This is a genomic window from Salinigranum marinum (genome assembly GCF_024228675.1).
GTDB lineage: Archaea > Halobacteriota > Halobacteria > Halobacteriales > Haloferacaceae > Salinigranum > Salinigranum marinum.
This window is the reverse complement of the sequence record NZ_CP100463.1, coordinates 41,146-63,404: the sequence shown is the minus strand read 5'-3', so window position 1 is coordinate 63,404 and position 22,259 is coordinate 41,146. Positions and strand designations below refer to the sequence as shown.

Below are 22,259 nucleotides of genomic sequence, written 5' to 3'. Positions count from 1 at the left end.
ACGCCGACCCTCAGCGGCTCGGATGCGCCATCATGTCGAGCGCAACCGTCATAGCGATGACGAGTCCCGCGTCCATCCCGGGTGCGACCTCGACGCCGTAGCTGTCACGGACGCGGAACCACTTCTTCGACACCACCGCGACCCGCTCGCCGTCCCGGGACATCTGGTACTCGTGGGCGAGCACGTTGCCTTTCACCTTCAGGTTCGACGCTCCCGGGATCAAGACGGTGAACCGGTCGCGGATGGGCGTGACCACGGCCTTCTTCACCGCCGCCGCTCGCTGCCCGTTCTTGTGGATCGTCATCGTGTCCATGACCCGGACGACCCGCTCTTTGATCCGGTACGTGTCGCCGGTCTCGACGTCGGTCATCTTCAGGGTGTCCCGGACGCGGAGCGCCTTGCCGTCGATCGTAAACACCCGCTCGCCGGCCGCGTTCTCGACGTCGTAGTCGTCCCCGATGGAGATGAGTTTCTGGGTCATCCGGTATCGCTGCCACCCGGGGTCGCCGCCGCGGCGCGTGCGCTTTGCTCTCCGGGCCTGTCGGTCGAATCTTCGGGCCATCGTGCGTGTGTACGCTCCTGACGGGCATGAATCCAGTTGCCGCTCGACCGGTCGCTCACTGTGGCGTGACAGTCCGACGGGTTCGCAGCCACGCGTATTATGCGTCCGGCGGCTCTAAAGAGGGTATGGCGACGAACTGGAAAGCGGTCGTGATCGGATTCATCGTGATAGTCGTCGTCGGGTCGATCGGCGGCGTCGTCGTTCCCGTGGTCGGGACCATCGGCGGCGGCGTGATCGGGGGGTTCGTCGCCGGGGTCATCGCCGGCGGGGGCTTTTGGAACGGAGGGTGGAACGGGCTGGTCGCCGGCGCGTTCGGCGGCATCGTCGGGGCGGTCGTGCTCGCGGTCGGCGGTGTCCTGGTGGGGACGGTCGCGGGGCCGCTGGGGAGCCTCCTCGCCGGTGCGAGCGTGCTCCTCGTCGGCGTCGTCGTCGCGCTCCTGTTCGCCCTGCCGAGTGGGCTGGCGGGGGCGGTCGGCGGTTGGCTGGGTTGACCGTGAGAACGCGGACGGTGACCCCGCAACGGTCGTCCGGTCGGGGCGACCGACTGACCCGCCGGCTGCGAGCACTGTTCACAGCGACAGTTATTCTCTCGGGTGTCGTCTATCCGGTCGAGATGTCCTCACAAACCGAACGGAGAGACACGGAGTCGTCGCTCGTCGCGACCGTCACGACCGAAACCATCCCCGGCCACGAGATCGTCGAAGTGCTCGGGATCGCACGAGGGAACACCGTCAGAGCACGGAACGTGGGGCGGGACATCACCCAGGGCCTCAAGAACCTCGCCGGCGGTGAGCTGTCGGCGTACTCGACACTGCTCACGCAGGCTCGTGACGAAGCGATCGCCCGGATGGAACGGGACGCGGTGGCGATGGGTGCCGACGCCGTCGTCAACGTCCGGATGGAGACGTCGGGGGTGACACAGGGCGCGTCGGAAGTGATCGCCTACGGGACCGCGGTTCGGCTCGACTGATCGAGCCATCGGACCGTCGGATCGTCCGGCCAAGAGCTATCGGTACGGCGTAGGAAAAGCGGCAGAACCGATCCACGCCGGATTGACACAACGCATGGCACCACCCGAGACCGGACGAACTCGCACGTACTACTTCATCAGCGACCTCCACATCGGTGGGGACAAACAGCTCCAGCACGTCGAGTTCGAAGCGGAACTGCTCGGGGTCCTCCGGGAGTTCGAAGCGCGCGACGGGGATGCCAAGGTAACGGAAGATTAATTCCAGATGACCCCTGAATCCCAGCAATGAACCTGTCCCACAAGAAACGACATCGAACGACCGCCGTGGTGCTGTCTCTCCTTTATCCGGGACTCGGTCACATCTACCTCCGGGCGTGGGTTCGGGCGTCCGTCTGGCTCGCCCTTGTCCTATCAGCAGTCGGACTCGTCCTCCCGACCGACCTCATCGTCACGATCACCACGGGGACCGCCGCGTCCATCGCTGATGTCGACGCACAGATCCCGACCGTCGCGCTCGTCATCCTCGCCGCCGTGTCGCGCGTCCTCTGCGCACTTGACACCTGGTTGACCCACAGACAGCACGGCCAGACGCACGTGCACTGCCACGCGTGCCACCGTTCGGTCGAGCTGACGAGTGAGTTCTGTCGCTGGTGTCTCGAACCCGTCGAGGCGGACATCGAATCGAAGACTGCGGACGACTGATCGCGAAGTGTGGGCGACTGGGGGCGAGCTACTGCACGACGAGCCGGCACCATCGCATGTTCGACCTACTGAAGGACGTGTGATTTCGGGAAGGCATCCATCATCCCTCGCGCTACTCACTCGTTGTGTTTCTCAGCAAGAGTTACAACAAGGCCCCAGAACCGTTTCATCGAAACCTCCCAGACGGTGCTGGTCGGAGGACGACAAACACCTCTCGAGAACGTCATCGCCGAAGCCAACCGCAAATGACCAGGTACGTATCTCTCCGTTATCGGTAGCAAACGAGGTACCTTACTTTACTGACATAACATATATAACAAGGTCGAGTGCCGGTGTAGTCACGGGACGATCATGGAGATTAACTGGACTGCCGTCCTGACGGGCTTCCTCGTTGCCCTCGCCATCGCCATCGTCGCCGCATTCGCGGTTCCGATCTCGGGGGCAACCGTGTGGATGTTGGCCCTGCCAGGCCTGATCGGCGGGTTCGTCGCCGGCTACATGGTGTTGGGCGGCTGGGAGGGAGCCGTCCACGGTGGCCTCGCCACCATCATCGGCGCATTGATCTGGCTCGCCTTCGTCACGGTGTGGGGGTTGTTCTTCGTTGGAATCTTCCCCGCGCTCGGGGCCGCGACCGTCACCCTGTTCGCCCTGTTCGTCCAGGCGATTCCCGGTGCACTCGCCGGTGCTCTAGGTGGGTGGATAAAGGAGCGCCAAGCGACGCGCTCGGGCACGGCGGCTAGCTGATTACGTCCATCTAACAGGCCCTCATGACACCGCTTCGGAATCGGTTCGAGATGGAGGTCACCGATGGTCCGAGCCCCAACGTGCAGGGGCACAATCACTGGTCCCGAATGTGCCATCATATCGAACAGCGCACCCGTCGTCACAATCTCGAAGCGAGGGTAGCGCTACTCAGACATGTACGGTACCGAAACGATAGCCGACGAGGACGACGCGTTCGTGCCAGCCGTCACGGCCGCCATCGGTGCCAGCCTGACGGAGGGCCGCCGCTGACACCAGTCTACGGTAATCCATCCCCATGACATCCTGCCCGACTCGTCCACCGAAACTGCAATCCATCCCCATGACATCCTGCCCGACTCGTCCACCGAAACTGCGGGTCACACGTGCACGTGACCGCCTCGACCAGCATCATCGCGAGCGTCAGCGCTGCCTCGTCGGGGGGTTCGTGAGATGAGTCGCCCTCCCGTCACTTCGCGAGTGCTCCTCCTCGCCGTCGTCGTCACAGTCCTCCTCGCGGGCGGTCCCGGGTCCGGGGTCGCCGCCGCGTCGACTGGTGGGCCACCGTTCGTCCCCCAGCAGGTGGATGTCACCGTGGACGAATTCGAGGGCACCGTCGCGTTGGGCGGGCGCGTGACGGGCGACCCGACGGCTCCCGAGGGGGAGGTGGGCGCAGCCGGTCGGTTCCTCGGAACGGCCACGGTCGCGCTCGGACGCACCAACCTCGTCGCGACGGCGACGGTCAACGCGTCCGTCGTGAGCGACGTCGACGATGTTCTTGGCACAGCGATGACGCAGGGGAGCCTCAACGCCAGCGTCAGCTGGTTGAACCAGACGTACTCAATCGCGCGGAACGCGACGCTCCCGTCGCTCCTCCCAGTCGCACCGGTGGTGGCGACGGGGGCCCCGCCGGGGTCGGGTATCCAGCAGGCCGGTCTGCTGCCCGTTGCCAGTGGCGTCCTGCTCCCGATGCAGGCGACCGGGGCCGGCTGGTTCACCGTCACGATCTGGGACATCTACGGGTTCATGGTGAACCTGTTGCTCGGGCTGGTCCTGATCGGCGTCTTCCCGAGGTTCTCGAATCGGGTCTCCGTCGGAGCTGCTCGTGACGTCTTCCAGTCCGGCGGCGTCGGCCTCGCGGTGCTGGTCGCCACCCCGCTCATCCTCCTGCTGTTCGCGCTGAGCCTCTTCGGGCTGCCGATCGCGCTCGTCGGGGGATTGCTCTTCGTCGTCGTCTCGTGGATCGGCGCGATCTACGGTCGGTTCGCCATCGGCGTCTGGCTGCTCGACGTCGTTCCCCGACAGCTCGCGTTCGTGGGGGCGAAGGGAGACCGATCGAGAACCGCTGGGCCGCCCTGCTCGTCGGGCTGGTGGTGGTGGGGCTGGCTATCCGCATCCCGTATTTGGGGTTCGTCGTCGACGTCGTGGTCATCGCCGTTGGTGTCGGCGCGATTGCGCAGATCGGCCTCCAGACCTACCGTCGGACCGAACGCACCACGGCGACCGGCGAGGCCTCGTCTGTCGTCACAGACGACGCGTGACCCGTCGCCACCGCCCGAATCACTGTCGATCTAAAGTGCATCGTCGAGTGAAACACACCAGCCGAACAGGAAGCGGTGATCTCGGTGTCGCGTACCTCCCGTCCGGTCTCGGGCTTCTTCGCCATCACCAGGCAGAGAGGTCCCCTCGGTTTGAGACTTCACTCAAACATTGATGATTTCGACGGCCTATCCTGAACATGAGCCGTCTCTACGAGCTAGTCGAGTTGCTGCGGGGCCACACGTCGCTCGATATCGTCTGTCACGACAGTCCGGATCCGGATAACATTGCGAGCGCGGCGGCGATCGAGTGGATCGCGGAGAACAGGGGTTTCGGACGTCCGGATCCGTTACGGCGGGACGATCTCCCACAACAGAACCGCGCGATGGTCGAGCAGTTCGGGCTCAAACTCGTTGCAGTCACCTCCACCACGGTCACCGGCACGGCACTCATCGCTTTCGTCGACCACGCGCTCCCCGGGGACCACACGCAGCTCCCCCCGGGCACGGACGTCGACATCGTCATCGACCATCACCAGTACAACAAACCGGTACACGCCAGATTCGTCTATCTCCGTCCCTCCTTCGGGGCGACGAGCACCATCCTCACCGAGTACCTCACCGAAATCTCCAATCCGCCACCGGTGTATCTCGCTTCGATGCTCCTCTTCGCCCTTCACCGAGAGAGACTCGACCACGTCCGTAATCCGACCCACTTCGCGTACGACGCAGCAACACTACTCCAGCGCCACGCCAGCCAGTCGATGATCTATGAGTTCTACAGCGCCCAGTTCTCTCCCGCGAGGATAAACGCGATCGAGGATGCGATCAAGAACCGACGGGTTCGGGGCCGGAGCCTCGTGTCCTGGGTAGGTCACGTCGCCGTGCGCGACGCCCTGCCACAGGCAGCCAACATCCTTATCAACCTCAAGGGCACCGACAACACCTTCGTCTACGGCATCAGCGACGGCGAGATCCACCTGAGTGCGCGCTCCCAGAACCCGGCGCTTCAGTTGAACCGCGTCCTCCGCGAGGTGGTCGGCAGTCAGAGCCGAGCAGGCGGACACGAGGACATGGCTGGTGGGTGATCCCGGTCGAGTCGTCGATCCCCACAGGAACAGACTGGCGTACGTTGAACGAGGCGTACGTCGAGCCGATCGCCGAACGGTACTTCTATGCCACCGGAGTGACAGTCGCGTCCCGGCTCCCGAAATGCACGATGGTCGACTGCCTACCTCTAATTCACAGCCATGTCATGATTGAGCGTACCAGAGCGAAATACCCGCCTCAGACGGCTGGATGATTGATGATTATCCACTGTCATGAACATGCCGACCCGCCTGATCGCGATTCTCGGACGGTGATTGTTCGGGTGAGCCGCCAGCTCACCCGAACGGTAGTAGGAAATCGTCAGACGACGGTAACCCAGCGCTGATGAAGGATGGCCTCGTCTCACCGACGACGCTGACGTCGGCCGCCTGGACCCTTCGACACGATGGCATCGATTGCCGCGACCACTGCGAGCACGAACGCGTCGTGGTCGCCCGGCATCACCTCGACACCGTACGTCTCCCGAACGCGGAACCACCGTTTGGACACGTTTGCGACGGGTGCGCCGTTGCGGGTGATGGTGTACTCATGGGCGAAGATGTTCCCCTGCACGTGAAGGCTCGGGCCATCAGCGACCTCCACATCGAATCGGTTGCGGAGCGGCCTCACCAGCGCCATGTGGATGGTCGCGACCCGTTGACTCTAGCGCTCTATCACCATCGTCTCCCTGACCCTCGCGATTCGCTCCTGGATACGGTAGAGGGTCTGGCCCTGCAGGTCGTTGAGCTGGATGGAGTTCCGTACCCGGAGTACCTTCCCGTCGATCATGAACGCCGGCACGCCTTCGGCAGTCTGGATGATCAAGTCGTTTCCGAATGTGACGATTTTCTGGCGCATCATGTAGCGCGTCGATCTGCCAAGTTCATCCGATGGCTCGGCGGTCGAATCGGCCGGTTGCTTGAGGGGCTGTTCGCTCGGGGGAGGGCTACTGCCCGTCAGTCGAGCCCTCCAGTTTGCTCGCCGATCCTGCCGTCGTTGTCGTCGTCTTCTCATTCCCATCTTGTCACCATGTCGTTTTCATGTCCTTCGGTTGAACGGTTACTCCCGCGCCATGGGCCGGTCCATCTCTTTCTCCTCGTGGACGAAGGGTTCGCCGCTGACGTCGACGGTCACCCGTGCGATGTCGCCGGTGAACGCGAACGGCTTACGGTCTCGATACGCATCGGCGACCGTGTTGACGCTGTCTTGGCCACAGCTCAGTCCGGCAACGATGCCGATCATGATCGGAATCGTCTTCGGGAGGTCACCCTCGCCGACCTGCGTGTCGTCCTGGTAGAGCCGCACGGTCACCGGTGCACCCTTCCCGTTCGCGACATCCGGTTCGCCGGTCGTCTCGGACTCCATCCGGATGGAGACGTCGGGGGTGACCCAGGGCGCGTCGGAAGTGATCGCCTACGGGACCGCTGTCCGCCTCGACTGATCGGCCCGTCGGACCACCCGACCGCCGGACGGTCCGGCCAAGAGCTATCCGTTCGGCGGACGTATGACGGCTGTCGGAACCGATCGACGCCGGACAGACTCAGCGCATGGCACCACCCGAGACCGAACGAGCGAACACGTACTACTTTATCAGCGACCTCCACATCGGGGGGGACGAACAGCTCCAGCACGTCGAGTTCGAAGCGGAACTGCTCGGGTTCCTCCGGGAGCTCGAAGCGCGCGACGAGGACGCCGAACTCATCGTCAACGGGGACGCCTTCGGGCTGTGGGAGTTCACGGAACTCGAGGGGATGGAGAAGTTCGACGCGCTCGTCGAGCGCTACCCGGAACTGTTCGAGCAGCTCAAAGCGACGGGCGAGCGGATACCGATCACGTTCATCCCCGGCAACCACGACTACGAACTCGCGTGTTACCCGGCGTACGTCGAGCGCCTGGCCGAGTACAACGTCACGCTCGAACAGGAGGTCGCGATCACGCGTGCGGTCGGTGACCGAGTCGTCTGGATCGAACACGGCCAACAGCGCGACCCGAACAACCGCAGCCCCGAGTTCGGCAACCCGTACGCCAACCCGCCCGGCTACTTCGTGAACCGACACATCACGAGTCGCGCGGGGAAGCTCTCGGCCCGGGGGAAGTTCAACTGGCTCAAGGACATCCAGTCCGTGACCCCGATGACGGAGATCCCCGACTGGATAATCTCGAACTACTTCTACCGTGAGATGAGCCCCCTCATTCGGTACGTGGTGCTCCCGTTCCTCTTGCTGTTCAACGTCAGCGTGTTTTTCCTCGTGCTGGTCGTCCTGTCGGCGACGGGGCTCTGGTCGGCACCGCTCGAACTGACGGAGCAGGCCCTCGGCCAACTCGGGATCGTGGGCGCGATCATCGACCTCGTGCTGGTCGTCAACATAGTCGTCATCACGCTGTTGACCGTCATCTCCGTGCCGCTGTACATCCTCGTTCGCGACGTTCGGAAGACGCTCGATCGGTTCGGGCTGATTCGGACTGGCGAACCGGAGGCCGTCGCGGACGCGTACGTCGAGGGGGCGCGAGCGGTGTTCGCGGAGCGGCCCGAGGTCGCCGTCTTCGTCTACGGCCACACGCACCGCGTCTCGCTCACGGAGGTCGACGACCGCCTCGTCGTGAACACCGGGACGTGGCTGCGGCGGCTGTTCCGACAGAACGTGGTGTTCGGCCTGCTTCCGTGGGTGTTCTACCCGTCGTTCCGGCTCAACTACTTCCGGATCACCGAAGACGAGGGCGATGTCGTCGTGGAGTACCACGTGATCGAAAAGGAGGACCCGACGGACCTGACACTCTTAGAGCAGGTGCTGACGCGAACGCCCCGGACCGACGATCCGATACCCGGGCGGACGGTCGTCGATGCGGAGTCGCGACCGACGAGCACAGACGAAGAGCCGGTCGAGCAGTCGCCCTCCGACGGAACTGACGATTGAGTGCGCAGCCGACGGTCGGTCATCGGACGCTCGATGTGGCCGGGTGCGTCTATTCCGGGGTCGGGCGCTCACTCGGGGCCCGACAGACGTGCGTCGAGGTACTCGCTCATGGCGTAGGCCATCCAGGCCTGACACCACCGCATCAGCGTAACGCGTTTGACGTACCAGCGCCCCCTGCGGGAGTAGAACTGCCCGCCGCCGGCGTGGAGGTTGTCGAACGCCCACTGGAGGATTCGACGGGCGAACGGGAGGTCGCCGGCGTAGGTGAAGACGAGCACGCCCTGTGTACTCGCGTGAACGTCGCGGGGATAGGTGCTCGTCTCGTCGAAGTTCGGGGCACCGTTCGGCTCGAAGAGTTCGTCCCGAAAGAACGCGAGCGCCCTGGCGAGGCAGTCGTCGTATCGGTCGTCGCCCGTCACGTCGCGATACCGCTGGAAACTCTCGATGATGAACCCGTTGTGGTGGGTGTCCATCGAGAGGTGCGACGCCTCCGGGGGATCGCGGTACATCCAGCCCCCGAGCGGCGTCTGTAACTCCTCGACGCGGTCGAGCAGTCCCCTGGCCCGGTCGAGGAGTTCGTCGTCGGGGAACCGATCGTACAGATCGACGAACGTCCGCGCACAGATCGCCCCGGCGTTGATCGTGAAGTAGTCCTGGGGATGTTTCGTGTGGTAGTCGACGACGGCCCCCCGTCCCGCCTCTACCGGCCGGTAGTTCAGGTCGTCCACGACGAAGTCGGCGGCGTCCCTGACCGTCTCGGCGTAGCGCGTGTCGAACGCGGCGGCCCGCAGGAGCGCTTTGACCCCGAACGACGTGTTGATGATGTCCGGTTGCCCCGGGTAGCCTCGCCCGTCGAGGTGTTGGATCGGGTGGGGATAGCCCGCACAGTAGCCGCTGTAGCCGTCGATCCGGTTGTTCACCAGCCAGTCTGCCAGCTCGGTGGCCTCGCGGCCGTAGTCGACCGTCGACGCGCCCTCCCCGTCGGCGCGACCGGGCGCGACGAGGCGGTCCGCGGTCTGGTTGGCCATCGCGAACAGCGCCGCTCCCTGGTAGTTCCGTCGCTGCTCCACCAGGAGGAGCGGCCTGACGTTGATCGGCGCTCGCTTGACCAGTTCCTGAAAGGAGATGTTCACCCACTTCGATTCGATCGGGAGCACCCGCCGGAGACGGCTGCTCATCCCGTCGCCGTAGTCCCAGCCGGTGTAGTCCCGCTCGCGTGCGTACGCTAGCGTCCGCTCGAGCATATCAAGCACCGCGCGGTCGCCCGGCACAACTGCGCTCTGTTCATCGCCGATCTCGCTCTCGTGGTCCGCGTCTGTCACTGTCATCGGATGTATCCGTGTGTGAGGCTGCCGGGTAACGGTAGCGTGACGGAACGGAAACAGTACATGGTGATTAGTATACGCCGGTTACTGGTAATCACCGGTGTCGGCCGCGGCCCGACCCGTGCAGTCGGCCGTCTGAGGAGGTAACTCGGTCTTACTCGCGACCGTCCGACGGCCCCGATCGTTCGCCGTTTGTGAGAGGGAAGAACTCGGTCAATAACTTTGAATCAAGAAGAAAAAGAGAGACGGTATGACTGGGGGTGTTCTCATTCCGACCGGCTGTCAAATGAAAAGTTACGCCTGTATGCGGTCTCTGAACCGCCGCGGTGTCCGGACGATCGTCGCCTCCGAGCAGGCGCGCATTCCGCACTTCTCGTCGCGATACTGCTCCGAGCGCGTCCGGCTCGGCGCGCCGCCCGAGGACGTGAGCGCATACAAGGACGAGCTCTTGCGGATCGCGGGGCGACCCGACGTCGACACGGTCGTTCCGGTCAGGGAGTGTGACGTCTACGTCTTCGCGAAGTACCGAGCGCAGTTCAACGAGCACGTGTCCCTCGTGACGCCGCGTTTCGAGACGCTCAGGAAGGTCCACGACCGGTTGCGGCTCGCGGAGGAGGCTGCGGACGCGGGCGTGCCGACGGCGCGGACGCGGTTACTCTCCGAGGCCGACGAGTGGGACACCGACGTGGTGATCAAATCGCGATACAACGTGGTCACGGACGACTACGTCGACTCGTTCCCGGCCGACACCGCCGCCGAGCGAAAGCACGTGCTGTTTCTCCCCGCCGGCGTCGGGCCCGACGTCGCGTCCCTCCGTGAGAAGCTACAGCACGATCCGGTCGTACAGGACTTCATCCCCCAGGCCGACAAGCACCTCTACTGTGCGCTCTGGGACCACGGGGAGCCGCTGGCCACGTACCAGCACAGGCAGATCCGGCAGAACTCGTGGGTCGGGGGCGGTGGAGTCTACCGGCGGTCCGTCCACTCCGAGGAGGTGCAGGACGCGGCGTACGACCTCTTGAGCCACCTCGAGTGGCACGGGCTGGTCTGTATCGAGTACATACAGGACGCGACGACCGGCGAGTGGAAGTTCCTCGAGATCAACCCGCGTGTCTGGCAGTCGCTCCCCGAGGCGGTCCGCGCGGGAGCCGACTTTCCGTACTACTACTGGCTGTGCGCGCGGGGTGAGCCCGAACGGATCGATCCGGCGTACGAGATCGGGGTCGCGAGTCACATCACGTACGGCGAGGTTTCGCACCTGCTGAGCATCCTGCGCGACGAGTCGCCGTTCGTGGAGCGGCCGTCGTTCCGCGGGACGCTCTGGGATATCGGGAAGTCGTTCGTCACGGACCCCCACTTCGATTACGTCCGCCTCGACGACCCGGGGCTGTTCATCGAGGCCGTTCGCGAGACGCTGTCGTCGGGCGTGACCGCGAGCCGCCAGTACGAGAGCGAGCACGCGGACGGAGCCGTCGGCAACCCCTCGTGAAAGGGACCGGTCGCGTCTCCGGCCGGAACCCCGACGACGACCCAGAGGCCCTCACGTGAGCAACAGGAGCACGACGAACACCAGCGCGCCCGTGACGAACGCGGCGAACCGGCTGTCGGTGAGCGTCGGGAGTTCCTCCTTGACGACGTTGAAGACGATCGCGCCCGCGACGAACGCGAACACCATCGCCAGCGGGAACGCCCCGATCTCGGTCACGAACCCGATCGCCGCCCCGACGAGGGTTCCGCCCGCCAGGAGGACCTTGCCGGTCCGGTCGAACGCGTCGCCGTAGTGGCGGTGGAGGCCGTAGTCCGTGACGCCGAAGTGTAGCGCCATCGCGACGGCGTAAAAGAAGAGGTTCGAGAGGCCGGTCGCCTCCTGGTGGAACAGCAGGTAGCCGATGACGCCGCTGTACGTCGCGAACGTGACGACGTGCAGTCGGTAGCTGAGTCCCGCGTCCGTAACGGCCTCGCCGCGGCGCTGGGTGGCGAACACCTCGACCCCATAGAAGACCACGAACCCGACGAGCGCGACGAGGAACACCAGTTGGTCGGCCAGAAACGCCTCCCGTCTCAGTTCGCCGACGGCGATGGCCGCCTCGCTGACCTCCGGGAGGACGAGCACGAACACGTACGCGACCGACGCCCCGCCGCCGGCGGAGAGGAACCAGCGACGGCGCTCGGGGTGGACGAACTCCCAGCGACCCGTCGTGAGGTGAACTGCCGCGAGCGCGAGTGCGAACACCGCGGCCGCGAGGGGGTAGTTGCTGGCCCCCGGTGTCGCCACGACCGACGGTCGGACCGGGGTCACGCGCCCTCGACGAGACAGCGGAACCCGACGTGGCTCGTCGAGGTGTCGACGGGTTCCGGATACCGGCCGGCCGGTCGGTAGCGGAAGCAGTAGTTCGGGGCACAGAGGTGTGATCCCCCTTTGAGCACCTTCCGCGGGACCTGCGACGGATCGTGCGGATCGACGCTCCGTGCTTTCGAGACGCCGCGTGGGTTCGTCGGGGTACAGCACGTGGGCGAGTCCGCCTCGCCGGCCGTCGGGTCGTCTGCGTACCAGTCGCGGGTCCACTGCCAGGCGTTCCCCGCCATGTCGAACAGTCCGAAGCCGTTCGCGGGGAACGAACCGACCGGCGAGGTCCGCTCGTAGCCGTCGAGGAGGGTGTTCTCGTAGGGGAACTGCCCCTGCCACGTGTTCGCCATCAGTTGCCCGTCGACGACGTGGTCGTCGCCCCAGACGAACCGCTTGCCGTCCAGTCCGCCCCGGGCAGCGCGTTCCCACTGGGCTTCCGTCGGGAGCGTCTTGTCGGCCCACTCCGCGTACGCGGCGGCGTCCTCGTACGTGACGTGGACGACCGGGTGGTCCTCCTTCCCCTCGATGGTGCTGTCCGGCCCGAGCGGGTGCCGCCAGTCGGCACCGGGGACGTACGTCCACCACCCTGCGGGGTTCCGGAGGTCGACGGGGTGGTCCGGCGACATGAACACGGCGGACCCGGGCACGAGGTCGTCGGGATCCGCACCCGGGTAGTCGTCAGGATCCGGCGGGCGTTCGGCGAACGTGGTGTATCCGGTGTCGTCGACGAACGCCGCGAATGCCGCGTTCGTCACGTGGTGGGTATCCATCCAGAACCCGTCGACCGTGACGTCGCGGGTCGGCCGCTCCTCGGGATAAAACGCCGTGGATCCCATGGTGAACGTGCCGCCGGGGATCCAGACCATCTCCGCTGCCGGCGGGTCGGTCGGTGCGTCTCGTCTCGTCCGGTTGGTCTCGTTGCTCATGTCAAGTGTCGCTGTCTGAGTCCGGTCAGTCGACCGCGGCGACGCGAGCACGTGCGACGCGGGCGGGCCTAGACGGGTCGGGGTTTCGTCGTGGAGCCGAATAAAGCTCCCCTCGACCCCGGGGGGCCGGCCGTGAGGATCGGTCGAGGTGGCTTCAGCGTCCACCTGCCGGGTGCTACTCGTCCTGTGCGTCCGTGCGGTCGTCGTCGCGCGCGTTGTACTGGCCTCCGAAGGTGTCGACGACATCTGAGTCGGCCTCCCAGCCGACGAAGTACGCCGTCAGGACGCCGGCGACCGTCGCGCCCAACTCGTCGAGTTCCTCCTCGATCGCCGGCGCGGACTCCCCCGCGTCGAGGGCGGAGAGCCGCCGCGTCGTCTCCGGATCCGACGGGAGTTCTGGAGCCGTGTAGGCGACGCGGTCGGCCGTCTCGTCCCAGTAGAAGTCGAACTCGTCGAAGAGTCCGGTGGCCGCCACGGCTCGGTACTCCGCCTCGGTGAGCGACGTCTCGGCCGCCCACTCGCTGAACCCCTCGGCCCACGCGTTCTCCGTGCCGGCCAGGTACGCCTGGATGTCGGCTCGTTTCGCGGCGTCCGCGTACCCGTCGTCGCGCGACGCTCGGGAAACGGTCGGTGGGGCAGGTGCGGACACGTCCGGATTCATGCGACCAAGTACGTCACCCGACGTAATAGCCCACCCGGTGGACCAGGGAGGTTGCGTATGCCGCCGACGGGGCCGGTTCACGTCACGCCGGACCGTCCAGCAGGCGGGCGGAGAGCCGATCGCCCATCTTCCCCATCCAGTGGAACGTGCCGTGGCGGGTGAACCCCGCCAGGTCGTAGATGGATTCGATGATCTCGCGCTCGTCGTCGTCGACCTCGACGAGGTGGACGAGCGGGTGCCCGGGGAGGACGCGCGGGTTGGCGAGGATGCCGATCAAGAACCCGGTAAAGGGCGCGGTCACGGCGTGCTCTTCGGTCTTGAAGTGATCGGAGATGACACAGATCGTCTCGCCCTCCTCCACGATCGGGTACGGACCCCACTTCATCTCGACCAAGCCACCGTTGTTCGCTCGGATCCAGGCTTTCTCCTGCGTGCTCGTGAGCACCTTCCGGAAGTCGGTCCGTTCGGGCGTCGCGTCGGGGTACATCTCGTAGGCGGCGAGGACGTTCTCGACGCCCTGGAGCGCGAGGTCGATGAGCAGCGGCTGGAAGCGGTTCGCCTCGCCCATCTCGATCGTCAGCGTCGGGATGCCGTCCTCGGTGGCGACCCGCCGGAGCATCTTCGCGCTCCCCGCGCCCGAGAGCACGAGGGGAGCCCCGAACGCGTCGACGAGTCGCTGGATCCCCTCGTCCGCCATGTCTGCGCGCGCGTGGAAGACGGTCATGCGGTTGCGCGTCGACGTGTGAAAGTCGATTCCCATGTCGCAGTTGCTGACGAACCGGTCGTAGATCACGTGGGCCATCCGCGACGCCGTCGAGCCGTGTTCAGACCCCGGGAACGCGCGGTTCATGTCCTGGTCGTAGATGGGGATGTAGCGTTGCTGGGCGATGTAGCCCGGTACGTTCAGCACGTGCAGGCAGACGATGGTTCCGTGGAGTTTCGCGGGATCGTACCGCCCGGCGACCTCTTGGAGCACTTTGACGCCGTTGACCTCGTCGCCGTGCATGGCCGCGCTCAGGAACAGCCGCGGACCGGGATGTTCGCCGTTGATGATCGTCACCGGGAGTTCGACCGGTTGGCCCAGATACGTCTCGCCCACCTCGTAGTTGATATGACGCACCTCCCCCGGGTCGACCTGCGCGTCGTAGACGAACGGTCGCTGTCTCGACGAGTCGGGACTCATCGTCCGCGACCCCCGTCTGCTCGGTTGGTCGTGGTCGGGTCCCCTCTGAATCCGCCGCGCGGGTGTGTGTACATGGTAGTAACGACTCGGAGAGATACCGCATCCGCGTCGTGGTCGATCGAATCGGATCCGCGACGAGAGCGAGGACGGAGACGCGCGAAACGGTCGGCTTCCGGATTCGGTGGCTCTCGTGGTCTGAAGGTTAGTGCGACCGCGATACTGATAAGCGTTACCACACTGCAATAGATCGAACCGCCGAGCACCCCGAGCGATCACACCTCACCGCGGCTCGTCGGCTGCAGTGATCGGCAGGACCAGGTCGTGACGGGCGTGCTGGACTGAACAGTGTCGTGACGGCTGCGCCGAGCCAGGCAGCGCTGGGGTGGCGAAGGCGGTAGAACACCGTGCGAACGCCCTCGCCGTTCCGGGCCGTCCGTGGTTCGACGGCCGCCCGGCTACCGTTCGCTCGCCTCGTCGGACGGAACGACCTCCACGTCGTGCGTGGAATCCACCTTGACTACACAGCCGTCGTACTCGAACGAGACAGTGAGGGAGAGCGAGTCGCTCTCGGACGTGTCGTTCGCCAACACGGCGTCGAGTGCGTCCGGATCGATGACCGAGTACAGCGGCGGGTGAAGCCGCACCGGCGGGACCCCCTTGTGTCGGGCGATCTCCTCGACGACGAGGAGATGAAGGTTTTTCTGTGAGTCGTCGTCAGCGTCGGTGTCGCGCGATCTGAGCATCACGGGGCGTTCGACTCAACCGAAGCTGCCGGGTTATTTCAGTGTTGTGACTGCCGCTCACGGCTGACGCACGTCGCAGTACGCGGGCCGCGGGCGCCCACACCGTGGGACAGAAGAGAGCCGAACCGTTTGTTCCCTCGTCTGACAGCGCCGGTGAGTATTCATGCCTTACTGGTTTACGTGGTCGCTAAACCGGCCGACGAGGCCGACACAGCGATCCGGCGAACCGGGTGAGTGCCGCGCTCACACGCGAGCGAAGGGCCGGCGGTTACCGGCCGATCGGCTGTCCCGCCTCGGGCCCGGTGGCGCCCTTCAGGAGAGCACCGATCGCGCCGCCGACGGCCCCAGGGATCGCGTACAGCCCCAGGAGGAGCAGGGGGACCAAGAACAGCGAGAGCCCGACCAGCCCGAGCAGCAACGTCCCGACGACGCCCAGAACGACGAGCACGATGAGCGCACCGATCGTCGTCGCCAGGATGCCGTTGACCGCCCCGGTCCAGATCCCGCCGCCGACCAGGTAGCCGGCGACCGCTCCGCCGACGAGCCCGACCAATCCCCAGCTCAGCGCCGGGACCGTGACGTCGGTGTACGGGACGGCGAACCCGCCGATGAGTCCGATCACGAGGGTGACTACGAATCCGATGCTGACAGCACGCCAGTTAATTATCATCTCGCTGATATGGACGCTGGCTGGCGTATTAAGTAGCTATTGCACTGTCGGCTGACTGTCCCGGAACGCTGAGCGGGACACAAGTGGGTTACGGCTACGAGCGGGCACCCCTGCTCGTGATACGTACAACACGGCAGTCACGTGCAACCGGCAGTCACCACGAGGCCGACTGTCGCGGACGGGCGGATATTCTTTATATGTAATCGTGTCGTACGTGGGACTGTGAGCAATCATGAGTAGTGAATCCAACCCGCAGTCACCGCGCAGTGGGGGGGTCCCCCAGGCGGGGCTCGCGGCAGTCACGCACGATAGCGGTCGGACGCTCGTGGGTGTAGGGATCGTTCTCAGCATCCTCGGCCTGCTGGCCATCGTCTTCCCGTTCGTCACCGGGCTGTCGCTGTCGATCCTCCTCGGAATCCTCCTCGTCGTGGGCGGGTTCCTCCACGTGGCGAACGCGTTCTCCGCGCCCGGCTGGTCCGGATCGGTCGTCCAGATCGTGCTCGCGGTCGTGTACGTGGTCGCCGGGATCGCGCTCCTCGCGAACCCCACGGTCGGACTGGTGACGCTGACCCTGCTCGTCCTGGCGTACTTCGTGGTCGAGGGCGTGGTGCTCATCGGGATGGGCATCGCGCTTCGGTCGGAGCGCAACTGGGCCTGGTCGGTCCTGAGCGGCGGGCTGTCGTTGGTGCTCGCCGCTCTGATCTGGCTCGGACTCCCCTCGAGCGCCGCGTGGGCGGTTGGGCTCCTGTTCGGCGTCAACCTACTGAGCACCGGCATCGCCATGGTCATGCTCGGGTGGGGAAGCGATCGATCGACCGAGGAGATCACCCAGTCGGTCGCCTGAGCACTCGCCTCTCGCGCCGGGCGTCCGTGATCCGTTCGTGAGACGACACCACACCGAGCCGAGCGTCGGCAGTCACGGCGAGGGCGGACGAGACGGTCGCCGGCGCGACCGCGGTCGGACGAACCGTCGAGGAGTGGAACGCGCCGCTACCCGCCCGTGCTTCCCCGAGTAATCCCGACGTACCCCGACAGCGAGAACGGTCACACGTGAGCGTCGGGACCGAGCGGGAACCGGACACCGAAGCCATTACACACATATATCCGTAATTTGATCGCACCGCTTACCCGGTGAGTAGTCCGGTCCTTCCGCCGCTCCCGACAGCAGGGGACGACGACGGGGCGGAACCCGCGGTCGAGAGCCTCACGCGCGGCCCGACGGGTCGGAATCGGTGGACGAACCGTCGGCGTCGGACGAATCGCCGGCGCCACCCGACTCCTGGTCGTCCGCGTCCGCTTCGGTGTCGACCCCGTGCTCGTCGGTCGCCGCCGACGGGGCGGAACCCGGCGAGGGAAGGGCAACGGAGGCGGTCGGATCGACGAGCGCGGGGGCGACGAGCCGACCGAACTCGACGGTGAGCGCCAGGACGAGCGGGCCGAGGAGGACGCCGTACCAGCCGAACAGGAGGAGCCCAAGGACGTACGAGAGCATGACCGCGCCGGCGTGCAGCGTCCGCTCGCCCACGTACGGCCGGAGCAGCCGGTCGGGGACGGCGTCGACGACGGCGACCGAGACGACGGCGAAGAGCACGGGGAACCACAGCGCCTCGGGGGCGTCCTGCACCCCACGGACGATCAGGAGGAGCGTGACGGGTACCGTCACCAGCTTGCTCCCGACGACCGGGACGAGCCTGGCGATCCCCGCGGCCACGCCGGCGAGGGCGGGCTGTGGGATCCGGACGGTCGCCGGGGCGACCGCGTCGAGGAGGAGGAACGTCACGGCGGCGACGACACCGGTGACCAGCGCACGCAGGATGGTGCCGAAGTAGACGCTCTCGAGGTCGCGGTCGACCGCGACGATGTACGGTTCGACCAGGTCGCCGTCACCGGGAACCGTCGTCCGGACCACCCCGACGAGTCGGCCGCCGTCGCGCAGGAGGTAGAAGACGACGAGCAGCACGACGAAGCCGTGCAGGGCGACGTTGAACAGCACTCGCACCGAGGAGGCCACGACGTCCGTGGCCCCCGCGAACACCGGCCCGACGTCGAGCGACCGCAGTCGGGCGGGGCGGGAGAGTACGTCCTGCACGAAGCCGTTCAGCTGTGTCGCGACGGCCGAGGCGTCGACGGACGAGTCGACGAGCACCACGAACTGGGCGTCCGGCACGGGCGTGAGGAACTCGGCGAGCGAGAGGAACACTACCACGAGTGTCCAGCCGACGAGCAGGAGGACGGGCAGTGCGACGCTCACGAGCGAGACGGCGACCGCGACGGTCCGCGAGGGGACGTGGCGGTGGATGCGGCCGAACACGGGCCTGGTGACGTAGTAGACGAACACGACGAGAACCACGGTCCCGACGTAGCGCCAGCCGACGTACACCAGCCCGGCGAAGACCACGGCGGTCACCAGCCAGAGCCCGGTTCGGTACCGGTCGAAGTCGACAGTCGACATGGGTCAGACGACTCGCTCCCGGTGGCGAGGCAGTCGTGTGGAATCGGATCGCTGGTCGGTCATGGCGAGCGTGGAGAGCCGACGGGCCGACGGGCCGACGGGCCGACGGAGCCCCTTCGGTCCCGTCTCGGGGCGCTGTTCGTCGGTCGGTGTCTCACCGTTCGCTCGTGCGCGTATTGAAGCTTGTGCGCATTGTGCGCACCCAACGGGCCGCACGACGGGAGCTTGGACGCACGTCGCGTGGGTCGTCGGTAGTGATCAGCTCCGGCCGCGCCCGTCACGCTCGCCGACGGAAGGAGCCACACGGAGACAGCCCCGGGCGGGAGTAGGCGACAGCTACTCCCGACCCGGGGATCCTTCAGCCGAGTCTGTCGTACGTCTCCTGCTGGGAGCGCCAGTAGAGGACGCCGCCGACCACGACCCCCACCAGGGCAAGCCCGCCGGCGGCGTACACCGCCAGCTGGGACAGCTGGTTCGACTGCTGGGCACTGCCAGCGGCCGACCGAGCCTCCTCGGCGAGCGTCACCGCCAGCTCGAAGTTACCGTTCTCGTAGGCGTCGACGGCGTTCGCGAACGTCCGTTCGGCCGCCGCCGTGTCGGCACCGGCCGTGCGAGCGCGCTCGATGGCCGTCTGCGCCTCGTTCAGGTCGCTCCTGGCCGCCTCGCTGGCCGAGGTGAAGTAGTGGACGGTCCACGTGTCGATCTCGGTGGTGGTCCCGCCCTGGCGCGTCTGTGCGAGCGTCATCAGCGTGAACGTCTGCTGTGGCTCGTAGCTGTACTGCTCGAACGACGGGACGGTACCCTGGATCCGAACCTCGACCTCGGCGACGTCGTCGCTCGCGTCGATTGCCGCCCCGTCGAACGTCCGGCCGTCGAACGACTCCTGACCGACTTTCGCGCCCGTCTGGTCGAGATACACCAGCGTCCACGTCACGTCGGTGAGCGCGGTCTCGCCCGTCAGTTGCCACTGCTCCAGCGAGGGGTTCCGGTAGAGCTCCGACAGCGTCACCGTCGCCGTCACCTGGGAGCCGACAGTGCTCGCCTCCGGAACGTCCGTGGCGGTGCCCGAAAGCGCCGCTCCGGGGGCTGCCATGGCCACGAGCGCGCTCGCCGCGAGGAGGCAGACGACGAGGCGATCAGAACAGCGATTCGATCTCGTCTTCGTCATCGTTGACCAGACTGTCGAGGTTTTGCTCGCTCTCGCGGGTGATCTCGTCGATGTTGTCCTGGGCCTCGACCGCGATCTGCTGGAGTTCCTTGACCCGGGGTACGTCCGAGATACCCGAGAAGAGGACGACGCCCGCGACGAACTCGCTCCCCGAGACGGGGTAGTCGCCGCCGCGGACTTCCATCGATCCGGTCTGTTCTTCGATCCACTTCCGGACGCGCTCGATCCCCTTCCGGTTGAGGTGCTCCGGCGAGCCCGCGAGCACGACCAGCGCACGCTCTGTGCTGTCGATCTCACAGGGGAGGGTGAGGCGACCGAGGGCGGCCTTCCGCACGAGCGACGTGATTCGGTTCGTGGTGTGGGCGCTGTCCAGTTCGTCTTCGGGGTCGGTCCCCTTGGTGAACCGCGAGAGCAACCCGCCCGATCTCCCGACCGGTTCGACCGTTTCGGAGGCGAACCCGACCGTCGAGACGCCGCCCGTCGCGAGCGTGTTGATGATCTCCGAGGAGTCGACGACCGACTCGGCGACCTGGTCGTCGGCACCGACTTCGCCCGCGGAGAAGAGGACGCCGAAACGCCTGACGATCTCCTGGTTGATGTCGGCGTAGCCGTCCCGGACGGACTCGCCGGAGTTACGCCAGGCGTCGTTGTCGAAGATGAGGAGGTTGTCCACCTCTCGGACGAAGGTCTGGAACGACCGCGCGGCGTTGAGCGTGTAGATCCCCCCCTCGTCGCCGCTCGGGAGGACTCCTAATCCATAAACCGGCTCGGTGTAGATCCGCTTGAGGTGGTTGGCGAGGACGGGCCCGCCCCCGCTGCCGGTCCCGCCGCCGAGCCCGGCGATGATAAGGAACGCGTCGACCTCGTGGACGGGGACGGCGTCGACGGCCCGCTGGATCTCGTCGATGTCCTCCTCGACGACCTCGGCCCCGAGTTCGTTGTCCGCGCCGACGCCGTGGCCTTTGACGCGTGACTGCCCGACCAGGACGCGGTTGTCCGGGTCGATGTGCTCCAGTCCGAGGAGGTCCGCACGGGCCGTGTTGACCGCGATCGCCGTGGAGACGATCTTCGAACCGTGTCGTTGGTCGTAGTCGATAAACGCGTCAACGATCTTCCCTCCCGCCTGTCCGAAACCGATCATTGCTAGTTTCATTAGTACGCTGTCCCCACTCCGATGAATATCAACACAATAACATATATAAGCCTTGTGATGGCGGGAGGGGAAACGTCGATACCGGCGTCGAGAACGGTCAATTCTCCGGTTCTCGTGTCACAGGTCGCGGTGTTTCGCTCTCGTGCGGTGTGTTCACACGTCGCGTATCGGCCACGAGATATTCCTGTCAAAAATTGTATAAGATAGTGGCGACGCCGTTCGTGAGCCGGTCCTTGCCGGAGCCGGGGCGACCGCTCCCCCGGAGGTGCCGGAGTGACGAACAGTCGGGGACGCTGGCAGCGGGGCGGAGGAGCAATTATATGCACGGCCGGTATACTCCGTGACATGCCGTGGCAAGCCCACAGCCGAAGAGGGATCCGTCTCGCACTCGCGGCCGGTGTCCTCGCCCTCCTGGTCGCGACCGGGAGCACGCCGGTCGGTGCGACCGCCCCGTCGGAGAACGCGGTCGCACAGCCGCCCGTGGTCGGGGAGGGGAGTCCCCTGGTCTGGTCGGGACCGACACTCCTGTCGACGGCCGTGGACAGGGTTCCGGGTGGAGCGAAGGCGGTGTCGTCGGCGGGTGACGACGGAGCGTCGCCGCTGTTGCCGTTGCTCTTGACGCTCGGGATCCTCACGGCGTTGGTCGTCCTCGCTGGGTTCGTGTTCCGTGCGGCGCGGCTCACCGTCTCGAACGGTCTCGACCACCGACCGGAGGCGGTGAAACGGCGTCGAGAACGCCCGGCAGCCGATCGCGGTGATTGCGACCGGATCGTCGAACTCCTCCGCGAGACAGACCGGCCGCCGACCGAAGCCCACATCGCCGAGACGCTGGAGTGGTCACCGGCGCGGACGCGACAGGCCGTGATGAAGCTCGTCGCAGACGGCGGCGCGCTCAGATACGAGACCGACGAACGGGCACGGGTCGTGTTCATCGGGTCGCGACGCCACAGCGTGGACGACGAGGGGCGAGGAGAGTGGTCCCCGAACGGACGCCGGCCGCCACACCGAGACGGGAGCCAGCACCTCCAGCAGGAAGACGACGAGAGCGGGAGCCGATGAACCCGTCGGTGTGTGGGATGCTCGGGGTGGTCGGTCCCCACGGGCGGATGTGTCG

23 protein-coding genes and 1 pseudogene are annotated in these 22,259 nt (G+C 66.0%); 11 read left to right on the top strand and 13 right to left on the bottom strand.

The features are described 5' to 3' along the window. Positions 1 to 10: 10 nt before the first annotated feature. A complete protein-coding gene (locus NKJ07_RS22595) occupies positions 11 to 562 on the bottom strand; it encodes an LURP-one-related/scramblase family protein (protein WP_318571086.1) in 552 nt (183 codons plus the stop codon). Between the two features lie 125 nt (positions 563 to 687). Here NKJ07_RS22595 and NKJ07_RS22590 point away from each other — a divergent pair, with 125 nt between their 5' ends. The 7 genes from NKJ07_RS22590 (at position 688) to NKJ07_RS22560 (ending at position 5,601) form a co-directional block, all read left to right on the top strand. Further along, positions 688 to 1,053, top strand: a complete 366-nt coding sequence (locus NKJ07_RS22590; protein ID WP_318571085.1) for a DUF5518 domain-containing protein — start codon at positions 688 to 690, stop codon at positions 1,051 to 1,053. A gap of 122 nt (positions 1,054 to 1,175) precedes the next feature. Then, positions 1,176 to 1,532 (top strand): YbjQ family protein, encoded by a 357-nt coding sequence (locus tag NKJ07_RS22585; RefSeq protein ID WP_318571084.1) that lies wholly within the window; start codon positions 1,176 to 1,178, stop codon positions 1,530 to 1,532. A gap of 94 nt (positions 1,533 to 1,626) precedes the next feature. After that, complete coding sequence (locus tag NKJ07_RS22580; protein WP_318571083.1) at positions 1,627 to 1,791, top strand: hypothetical protein; 165 nt, start codon at positions 1,627 to 1,629, stop codon at positions 1,789 to 1,791. Between the two features lie 26 nt (positions 1,792 to 1,817). Continuing rightward, a complete protein-coding gene (locus NKJ07_RS22575; protein WP_318571082.1) occupies positions 1,818 to 2,234 on the top strand; it encodes a DUF6677 family protein in 417 nt (138 codons plus the stop codon). Between the two features lie 351 nt (positions 2,235 to 2,585). After that, positions 2,586 to 2,978, top strand: coding sequence for a DUF5518 domain-containing protein (locus tag NKJ07_RS22570; RefSeq protein WP_318571081.1), 393 nt, complete (start codon positions 2,586 to 2,588; stop codon positions 2,976 to 2,978). 450 nt (positions 2,979 to 3,428) lie between these two features. Next, complete coding sequence (locus tag NKJ07_RS22565) at positions 3,429 to 4,550, top strand: DUF8173 domain-containing protein (RefSeq protein WP_318571080.1); 1,122 nt, start codon at positions 3,429 to 3,431, stop codon at positions 4,548 to 4,550. A gap of 163 nt (positions 4,551 to 4,713) precedes the next feature. Further along, complete coding sequence (locus tag NKJ07_RS22560; protein WP_318571079.1) at positions 4,714 to 5,601, top strand: DHH family phosphoesterase; 888 nt, start codon at positions 4,714 to 4,716, stop codon at positions 5,599 to 5,601. A gap of 364 nt (positions 5,602 to 5,965) precedes the next feature. Here NKJ07_RS22560 and NKJ07_RS24625 read toward each other — a convergent pair. Then, positions 5,966 to 6,460: pseudogene (locus NKJ07_RS24625) on the bottom strand (LURP-one-related/scramblase family protein). 201 nt (positions 6,461 to 6,661) lie between these two features. Further along, the gene (locus tag NKJ07_RS22545; protein ID WP_318571076.1) at positions 6,662 to 6,967 is read right to left on the bottom strand and encodes a hypothetical protein; all 306 of its coding nucleotides are present in this window, start codon (positions 6,965 to 6,967) and stop codon (positions 6,662 to 6,664) included. 182 nt (positions 6,968 to 7,149) lie between these two features. Between NKJ07_RS22545 and NKJ07_RS22540 the strand changes: the two genes are divergently transcribed. Then, entirely contained in the window at positions 7,150 to 8,517 is a 1,368-nt protein-coding gene (locus NKJ07_RS22540) for a metallophosphoesterase (RefSeq protein ID WP_318571075.1), read from the top strand. Between the two features lie 68 nt (positions 8,518 to 8,585). Here the strand turns inward: NKJ07_RS22540 and NKJ07_RS22535 are convergent, their stop codons facing one another. Then, positions 8,586 to 9,845 carry a prenyltransferase/squalene oxidase repeat-containing protein gene (locus NKJ07_RS22535; RefSeq protein WP_318571074.1) on the bottom strand — a complete coding sequence of 420 codons (1,260 nt, stop codon included), beginning with the start codon at positions 9,843 to 9,845 and terminating at the stop codon, positions 8,586 to 8,588. 247 nt (positions 9,846 to 10,092) lie between these two features. Between NKJ07_RS22535 and NKJ07_RS22530 the strand changes: the two genes are divergently transcribed. Next, positions 10,093 to 11,331: a carboxylate--amine ligase gene (locus NKJ07_RS22530; RefSeq protein WP_318571073.1), complete on the top strand. Its 1,239-nt coding sequence runs from the start codon at positions 10,093 to 10,095 to the stop codon at positions 11,329 to 11,331. A 51-nt stretch (positions 11,332 to 11,382) separates the two neighbouring features. Here the strand turns inward: NKJ07_RS22530 and NKJ07_RS22525 are convergent, their stop codons facing one another. The 6 genes from NKJ07_RS22525 to NKJ07_RS22500 all read right to left on the bottom strand — a co-directional run bounded on the left by NKJ07_RS22525 (position 11,383) and on the right by NKJ07_RS22500 (position 16,372). Continuing rightward, a complete protein-coding gene (locus NKJ07_RS22525) occupies positions 11,383 to 12,141 on the bottom strand; it encodes a hypothetical protein (protein ID WP_318571072.1) in 759 nt (252 codons plus the stop codon). Next, positions 12,138 to 13,115 carry a formylglycine-generating enzyme family protein gene (locus NKJ07_RS22520; protein WP_318571071.1) on the bottom strand — a complete coding sequence of 326 codons (978 nt, stop codon included), beginning with the start codon at positions 13,113 to 13,115 and terminating at the stop codon, positions 12,138 to 12,140. The genes NKJ07_RS22525 and NKJ07_RS22520 overlap by 4 nt, the downstream gene beginning before the upstream one ends. A gap of 175 nt (positions 13,116 to 13,290) precedes the next feature. After that, entirely contained in the window at positions 13,291 to 13,776 is a 486-nt protein-coding gene (locus tag NKJ07_RS22515; RefSeq protein WP_318571070.1) for a DUF7992 family protein, read from the bottom strand. Between the two features lie 82 nt (positions 13,777 to 13,858). Beyond that, complete coding sequence (locus tag NKJ07_RS22510) at positions 13,859 to 14,959, bottom strand: succinylglutamate desuccinylase/aspartoacylase family protein (RefSeq protein ID WP_318571069.1); 1,101 nt, start codon at positions 14,957 to 14,959, stop codon at positions 13,859 to 13,861. Between the two features lie 455 nt (positions 14,960 to 15,414). After that, on the bottom strand, positions 15,415 to 15,702 hold the full coding sequence (locus NKJ07_RS22505) for a HalOD1 output domain-containing protein (protein WP_318571068.1): 288 nt from the start codon (positions 15,700 to 15,702) through the stop codon (positions 15,415 to 15,417). Between the two features lie 268 nt (positions 15,703 to 15,970). Continuing rightward, positions 15,971 to 16,372: a DUF5518 domain-containing protein gene (locus tag NKJ07_RS22500; protein ID WP_318571067.1), complete on the bottom strand. Its 402-nt coding sequence runs from the start codon at positions 16,370 to 16,372 to the stop codon at positions 15,971 to 15,973. A gap of 232 nt (positions 16,373 to 16,604) precedes the next feature. On the opposite strand from NKJ07_RS22500, the gene NKJ07_RS22495 reads away from it, so the two are divergent. Continuing rightward, the gene (locus NKJ07_RS22495) at positions 16,605 to 17,216 is read left to right on the top strand and encodes an HdeD family acid-resistance protein (RefSeq protein ID WP_318571066.1); all 612 of its coding nucleotides are present in this window, start codon (positions 16,605 to 16,607) and stop codon (positions 17,214 to 17,216) included. 360 nt (positions 17,217 to 17,576) lie between these two features. On the opposite strand, the gene NKJ07_RS22490 is transcribed toward NKJ07_RS22495, so the two are convergent. The 3 genes from NKJ07_RS22490 to NKJ07_RS22480 all read right to left on the bottom strand — a co-directional run bounded on the left by NKJ07_RS22490 (position 17,577) and on the right by NKJ07_RS22480 (position 21,145). Continuing rightward, on the bottom strand, positions 17,577 to 18,824 hold the full coding sequence (locus tag NKJ07_RS22490; RefSeq protein WP_318571065.1) for an AI-2E family transporter: 1,248 nt from the start codon (positions 18,822 to 18,824) through the stop codon (positions 17,577 to 17,579). Positions 18,825 to 19,182: 358 nt separating this feature from the next. Further along, positions 19,183 to 19,992 (bottom strand): hypothetical protein, encoded by an 810-nt coding sequence (locus tag NKJ07_RS22485; protein ID WP_318571064.1) that lies wholly within the window; start codon positions 19,990 to 19,992, stop codon positions 19,183 to 19,185. Next, a complete protein-coding gene (locus NKJ07_RS22480; protein WP_318571063.1) occupies positions 19,961 to 21,145 on the bottom strand; it encodes a tubulin/FtsZ family protein in 1,185 nt (394 codons plus the stop codon). Before NKJ07_RS22480 ends, NKJ07_RS22485 begins: the two co-directional genes overlap by 32 nt. Positions 21,146 to 21,490: 345 nt before the next feature. Between NKJ07_RS22480 and NKJ07_RS22475 the strand changes: the two genes are divergently transcribed. Continuing rightward, positions 21,491 to 22,204, top strand: a complete 714-nt coding sequence (locus NKJ07_RS22475; RefSeq protein WP_318571062.1) for a hypothetical protein — start codon at positions 21,491 to 21,493, stop codon at positions 22,202 to 22,204. Positions 22,205 to 22,259 lie beyond the last annotated feature (55 nt).